This window comes from Vibrio sp. HB236076, assembly GCF_040957575.1.
In the GTDB taxonomy this organism is placed as follows: domain Bacteria; phylum Pseudomonadota; class Gammaproteobacteria; order Enterobacterales; family Vibrionaceae; genus Vibrio.
In genome coordinates this window covers 1,469,028-1,474,665 of sequence record NZ_CP162601.1, presented here as the reverse complement: position 1 = coordinate 1,474,665, position 5,638 = coordinate 1,469,028, and the positions used below count along the sequence as shown (strand labels likewise).

Sequence of the window (5,638 nt, the reverse complement as noted above, 5' to 3'; positions counted from 1 at the left end):
TATATACCTCAGATAAAGCGTTGATTAATGTTTACAAACACTATGCGACTAAGTTTGTTATTACCACTATACTAGCAGTTAAATGTATTTTAGAAAGTAATGGCACAATTATTTATGTCAAAATGATATCTATGTCATTTTTTTGTCAATACACTGATAAATTAAAGAGTTATGACAGTAGCTTTAGTCTCAACATGTATTCTAATTTATGTAAACTATTACCTGCGTCTGATTTTGACAAAATATTTCCTATTATGTCCGTTAAAAAATTGACGGTGTCAAAAATTATGATCAAACTCGCTGAATCGAGATATTCTTAGGAGAAACTCTGTGAAATGGAAACCATTAGCGATCTTTTGCTCGTGCGCAATTTGGACTCTGCCAAGTTACAGCCAAACACTTGAACAGGCCGTATCGATGGCACTGGCAACAAATCCAGAGCTCAAAAGCACTTTTAACCAATTTGAAAGCATGCGTTATGACCACCGTGCTGCAGATGGTGCGTATTTACCCAAGATTGATTTGGAAGCGGGGATTGGAAGAGAGATTATTGACCCCACCACGAGCTCTGGTGACGAAAGAACCAACTTAACTCGTAAAGATGCAACCGTTTCTTTAACGCAGTTGATTTGGGATGGCTCTAATACAATCAATGATAAGGGGCGAACGGCCGCAGAAGCTGAAGCTCAACGGTACCAACTCATTGCAGATGCCCAAGATATGGCGCTGCAGGTAACCAAAGCCTATCTAGATGCCGTACAAGCTCAGCAAGTGTTATTCTTAACTGAGAGTAACCTTGCAACACACAAAGATATTTATAAAGACATTAAAAGAAGAGTCGAGTCTGGACTGGGTTCAACGGCTGATTTAACTCAAATTGAAACTCGAGTATCCAAAGCACATGCAAATTTACTTGCAGCGCAAAATAATCTTTTCGATGCCCATACTGAATATCAAAATTTAGTCGGTGTTGAACCAAGGGGTTTGCGTTATCCGAGAGTAGATCAAACAAAAATCCCTCATTCTAATCATGAAGCCACCGAAATCGCCTATCAACACCATCCTGTAATCAAAGTGGCTCAAAGCGATATCGATGCCGCCCATTATCAATATAAACAGTCTAAAAGTGGTTACTACCCCACTTTCACCTTTGAAGCGTCAAACTCTTGGCTTGATGATGCAAGTGGCGATGTCGGCAGTAGTACAGAGCTCAGCGCGATGCTTAGAATGCGCTATAACCTCTATAATGGTGGTACTGATATGGCAAACGCCAAAAGTTCAGCTTATCAACTTAATAAATCAAAAGATTTACTCGAGAGTGCATATAGACAGGTAAAACAAGGCCTTAGCTTATCTTGGAGTGCTTTGGATTTAACCTCTCAGCAGAAAGACTTTCTTGCTGACCAAGTTGATTATGCATCAGAAACCGTAATTGCGTATGATAAACAATACCGGATTGGCAAGCGCACATTGCTCGACTTATTGAACACCGAAGATGAACTTTTTGAAGCTCGTCGCTCTTACGTAGAAGCACAATTTTCAGAACAATACGCTAAATACCGAGTACTAAATGCTACAGGCCAGTTACTCGATACACTTAGAGTTGATACACCAGAGGAATGGAATAAAGAGGTGGAGTATTAATATGACAAACTTAAAAATCCTGTCCCTAACACTGTGTATTACTCTAACCGCTTGCAGTCATTCACCGGATGATGTTGCCTATATTCCTACGCCCAATGCCAATCAAATTGCTGATCTGATGGACGATGATAATGACGGCGTAATCAATGCTCGTGATTTATGTGCTGAAACTCCAAAAGGGGCTGAAATTGACAATGATGGTTGTGAAACGATATCTGAAAAGTCTCAACAAAAACAACTTAAAATTTTGTTTGCCAACGACTCTGATGAAATTCCGCCTTTGTTTTTGAGTCAAATCAAAGAAATGTCTGATTTTTTGAGAGCTTACCCTTCAACTACTATTGATTTAAAAGGCTACGCAAGCCCTGAAGGTCGAGCGGAACATAATATCGATCTTTCGAAAAGACGCGCTGCCAATGTAAAAAAAGCATTGATAAATTATGGCATTGCACCTAAGCGGGTCAACTACATCGGATACGGTTCTACAAAGCAACAGGTCGTCTCTAAACAAGACAGTGCTCTCGAGCGAAAAGTGATTGCATCCGTCGTCGGCTTTAAAGGAGAAGTCGAAAAGGAATGGACAATTTTCACGACATTACCCAAAAAGCGAATCAACTGATAGCGAACACAAGTAGTTCTCTATTTTCACCGCGATAGATGATAGAATGAAAATAATTTCAATCGATTAAAGTGAGCAGTATGTCGACGCTAACAACTGATATAGAAGCTAATTTGGCGCTTTTTGTAAAGCAAGCCCTCGAAAACCAAAAGGTTTGGGGCTTAAAAAATGATGAAGGCTGGTTAGCTTGTGAATCAACTGAATTTGAAGATACCGAAGTTATGCCGTTTTGGTCAAATCAATCTGATGCTCAAGCTCATAACGTTGATGAGTGGTCTGACTTTGACGTATTAGAGATTCCACTTGATATTTTTGTTGAGGACTGGTTAATCACTCTCGATGAAGATCAGGTTTTGATTGGTCCTAATTGGAACGATCAATTAGAAGGTAAAGAGTTGAGCGCCAAAGAAATGGCCGAACTGTTTACTCAGTAACTAAAATCACAGCTAGAGCGTTTACTTTGTCAAGCTCTAGCTTTTTTCTGTTACCTTTAGCTAATAGATTTGATTTTATTCAGTATTTCTTGCTTGTTCGACAGGTAATCATCAAGTCCTTGTTGCCTTAGTAAGCACGCTGGGCATTCCCCACATCCCGCGCCGATTTTGCCATTGTAACATGTCAGTGTGTTCTCTTTGATTAGATCTAAAGCGCCTAAAGAATCTGCGAGAGCCCAAGTTTCTGCCTTATTAAGCCACATTAATGGCGTTTGGATCTGCAATGGTTTATCCATACCAAGCACTAAAGAACGCTCAATGGATTGAATAAATTCATGACGACAATCTGGATAACCAGAAAAATCCGTTTCACACACACCCGTAATCAATGTATCAGCACCAACTTGATAAGCATAAATACCGGCAAGCGTTAAAAACAATATATTTCGACCAGGCACAAACGAGTTTGGCAAACCATTTTGTTGCAGTTCATTAGAAACTGGGATACTTTCGCGTGTTAACGAGCTTACCGCCAGTTCGTTAAGCAGCCCAACATCCATGATTTTATGGGCCGCAACGCCTAACTGCTGACCAAGTTTCTGAGCAATTTCGATTTCTAACTTATGCCTTTGCCCATAGTCAAAAGTAATCGCATGTACTTCGTCAAAATCCTTAAACGCTTGGACTAAACACGTTGTCGAATCTTGACCACCACTAAAAACCACGACAGCTTTTTTCATCATATTTCCTCAAGCAATATTCAAATATTTATGGGTTTGAATCGAAAGACGCCAATTGTATTTAATACAGGTGTCAATGCACAGTTGAGTCGCTCGAGACTTTTGGCTTATCGGCTGTAGTGCTATGACTAAATCTTTTTCATGTGGCATGTCATTCAATAATTGGTGCAAGTTTTCAATGTCTTTTTCGGTACCGACTGGATGTTTAATTTCATTGGCTCTTGCAATCGCACTCGAGATGATATCGAGTTTTCCTTTCATCGCGATTTTAGGAGAAACCGTCACCCAAGTGCGCTGTGACGTTTTGACTTCAAAAGTACCGCTGGTTTCAATTTGGCACTGACAACCTATCGCTTCAAATTGCTCAGTTAATGGTTTGAGATCATAAATACATGGCTCGCCACCCGTGATAACAATATGCTTCGCTGTAAAGCCTTGTTCATAATATTGTTCTATTATCTGCGCTGCATCTGCCAAGCACCACGTAGGACTGTCGGATGTCTTTATGATAATGGTGCCAAAGTCTCTTTGATCATCATCATTCGCATCCCAAGTTTGCTTTGTGTCACACCAAGCACATCCCACAGGGCATACTTGTAATCGAATAAACACAGCAGGCACTCCGGTAAAAACCCCCTCGCCTTGGATGGTTTCAAACATTTCATTTACTTTGTACAATGTCGGACTCTGCTCATTAAAAAATCTAGGCCGAAAACCTTAAAGGACGAACGCACCTAGGTCAATTTAAACCGTGTATTTATTCAATTTTATTTTTTAATTCTACCACTACAATGTCAGTAATGACTGGAGTTACTATGTACAAACTTGTTGCAATCGATATGGATGGCACATTGCTCAACCCCAATAAGGAAATCACCGAGAGAACAAAACAGGCTCTATTTGCAGCAAAAGATCTGGGGGTTCGAGTTGTCTTAGCGTCAGGGAGGCCAAGGCCAGGTATGCAGAAATATTTAGAAGAACTTCAGTTAACCAGCCAAGAGGATTACCTAATTCATTACAATGGCTCAATTGTGGAAAACGTCGCAACGGGTGAAGTTGTTCACCAAGCCATTTTAACTGGTAAGGATGCCAAATGTGTCGCTAAATTAGCAGCACAACTTGGGGGCTACGTTCATGCTTTCAGCCTAGAGCATGGATTAATTACACCAGAAAAAAACCCCTACACTGATATCGAGGCCACAATAAATCAACTCACTATCACCGAAATGGACTTTGAGACTCTGTCCGATGATCACCCTATCATTAAAACTATGATTGTCGCCAGTGAAGACAATTTAAAGAACATCATCACTCAAGTACCAACTGATTTTAAAAGTACATATACCGTCGTACAAAGTGCCCCATTTTTCCTCGAGTTCTTAAACCCTGAAAGTAACAAAGGCGTTGGTGTTGCAGCAATTTGTCAAAAATTGGGCTTTGATGCAAGTGAAGTGATCTGCCTAGGTGACGCAGAAAATGACCATCACATGATCGAGTACGCTGGATTAGGCGTTGCGATGGATAATGCGATGCCACAAACTAAAGCGATCGCTGACTTTATTACGGATAGTAATGAAAATGACGGTGTCGCTAAAGTGATAGAACAATTTATTATCAATAAAAATTAAACAGACGGATCTGTTAATGAGCGCCTTAGCCAATGTATATGGCGCTCAAAGCCTCTCTCATAATAGAAAGTTAATGCAGATTGATTAAACTCCCACACTTCGACAAAGACTTCTTTAACACCATAGTCACTAAATACCTCTTCCAGTGTCGTGATTAACATACTGCCTATATCCAAACGCCGATACTCAGGCAGAATATACAGTTCATCAATACTGCCCATCATTAATGGTTGACTGATCGGCGAAATCAACTCGCAAAACTGCCCTGTGACTAAACCAACCACTTCACCTTTGACTCTTGCCACAAACACCAAGCAATCAGGCTCATCTAAGTATCTCGCAATACTTTTCTCTTGTTGGATTTGGTCTGCAGTTTTAATTGTGTCGGGTAGCGCTTTATGATGTTCATCATGTAATTGATACATCAACTCATTGAGACTGGATAAATCAGATAGTCTGGCAGGAGTAATTGAAATTGGTGTTTTCTTCATCAAGACTTACACATAAATAAGTTGTACATTGATTCTAATCGCCAGAAAACATTTTAAAAAGAGAACAATGTAAAAAAGGACG

At 40.0% G+C, this 5,638-nt stretch carries 7 protein-coding genes; 4 read left to right on the top strand and 3 right to left on the bottom strand.

What is annotated here, in order from left to right; all coding sequences use genetic code 11:
* Window positions 1–330: 330 nt before the first annotated feature.
* The 3 genes from AB0763_RS06460 to AB0763_RS06450 all read left to right on the top strand — a co-directional run bounded on the left by AB0763_RS06460 (window position 331) and on the right by AB0763_RS06450 (window position 2,697).
* A complete protein-coding gene (locus tag AB0763_RS06460) occupies window positions 331–1,644 on the top strand; it encodes a TolC family outer membrane protein (RefSeq protein WP_306101559.1) in 1,314 nt (437 codons plus the stop codon).
* 1 nt (window position 1,645) lies between these two features.
* Window positions 1,646–2,263 (top strand): OmpA family protein, encoded by a 618-nt coding sequence (locus tag AB0763_RS06455; RefSeq protein ID WP_306101560.1) that lies wholly within the window; start codon window positions 1,646–1,648, stop codon window positions 2,261–2,263.
* Window positions 2,264–2,343: 80 nt separating this feature from the next.
* Window positions 2,344–2,697, top strand: coding sequence for a DUF2750 domain-containing protein (locus AB0763_RS06450; protein WP_306101561.1), 354 nt, complete (start codon window positions 2,344–2,346; stop codon window positions 2,695–2,697).
* A 56-nt stretch (window positions 2,698–2,753) separates the two neighbouring features.
* Here the strand turns inward: AB0763_RS06450 and queC are convergent, their stop codons facing one another.
* Window positions 2,754–3,437 carry a 7-cyano-7-deazaguanine synthase QueC gene (queC, locus tag AB0763_RS06445; protein WP_306101750.1) on the bottom strand — a complete coding sequence of 228 codons (684 nt, stop codon included), beginning with the start codon at window positions 3,435–3,437 and terminating at the stop codon, window positions 2,754–2,756.
* A 9-nt stretch (window positions 3,438–3,446) separates the two neighbouring features.
* The gene (gene queE, locus AB0763_RS06440) at window positions 3,447–4,097 is read right to left on the bottom strand and encodes a 7-carboxy-7-deazaguanine synthase QueE (protein WP_306101562.1); all 651 of its coding nucleotides are present in this window, start codon (window positions 4,095–4,097) and stop codon (window positions 3,447–3,449) included.
* 155 nt (window positions 4,098–4,252) lie between these two features.
* On the opposite strand from queE, the gene AB0763_RS06435 reads away from it, so the two are divergent.
* A complete protein-coding gene (locus tag AB0763_RS06435) occupies window positions 4,253–5,065 on the top strand; it encodes a Cof-type HAD-IIB family hydrolase (protein ID WP_306101563.1) in 813 nt (270 codons plus the stop codon).
* On the opposite strand, the gene AB0763_RS06430 is transcribed toward AB0763_RS06435, so the two are convergent.
* Window positions 5,062–5,556: a GNAT family N-acetyltransferase gene (locus AB0763_RS06430; RefSeq protein WP_306101564.1), complete on the bottom strand. Its 495-nt coding sequence runs from the start codon at window positions 5,554–5,556 to the stop codon at window positions 5,062–5,064. The two genes, AB0763_RS06435 and AB0763_RS06430, sit on opposite strands and share 4 nt — an antisense overlap.
* Between the last annotated feature and the right edge of the window lie 82 nt (window positions 5,557–5,638).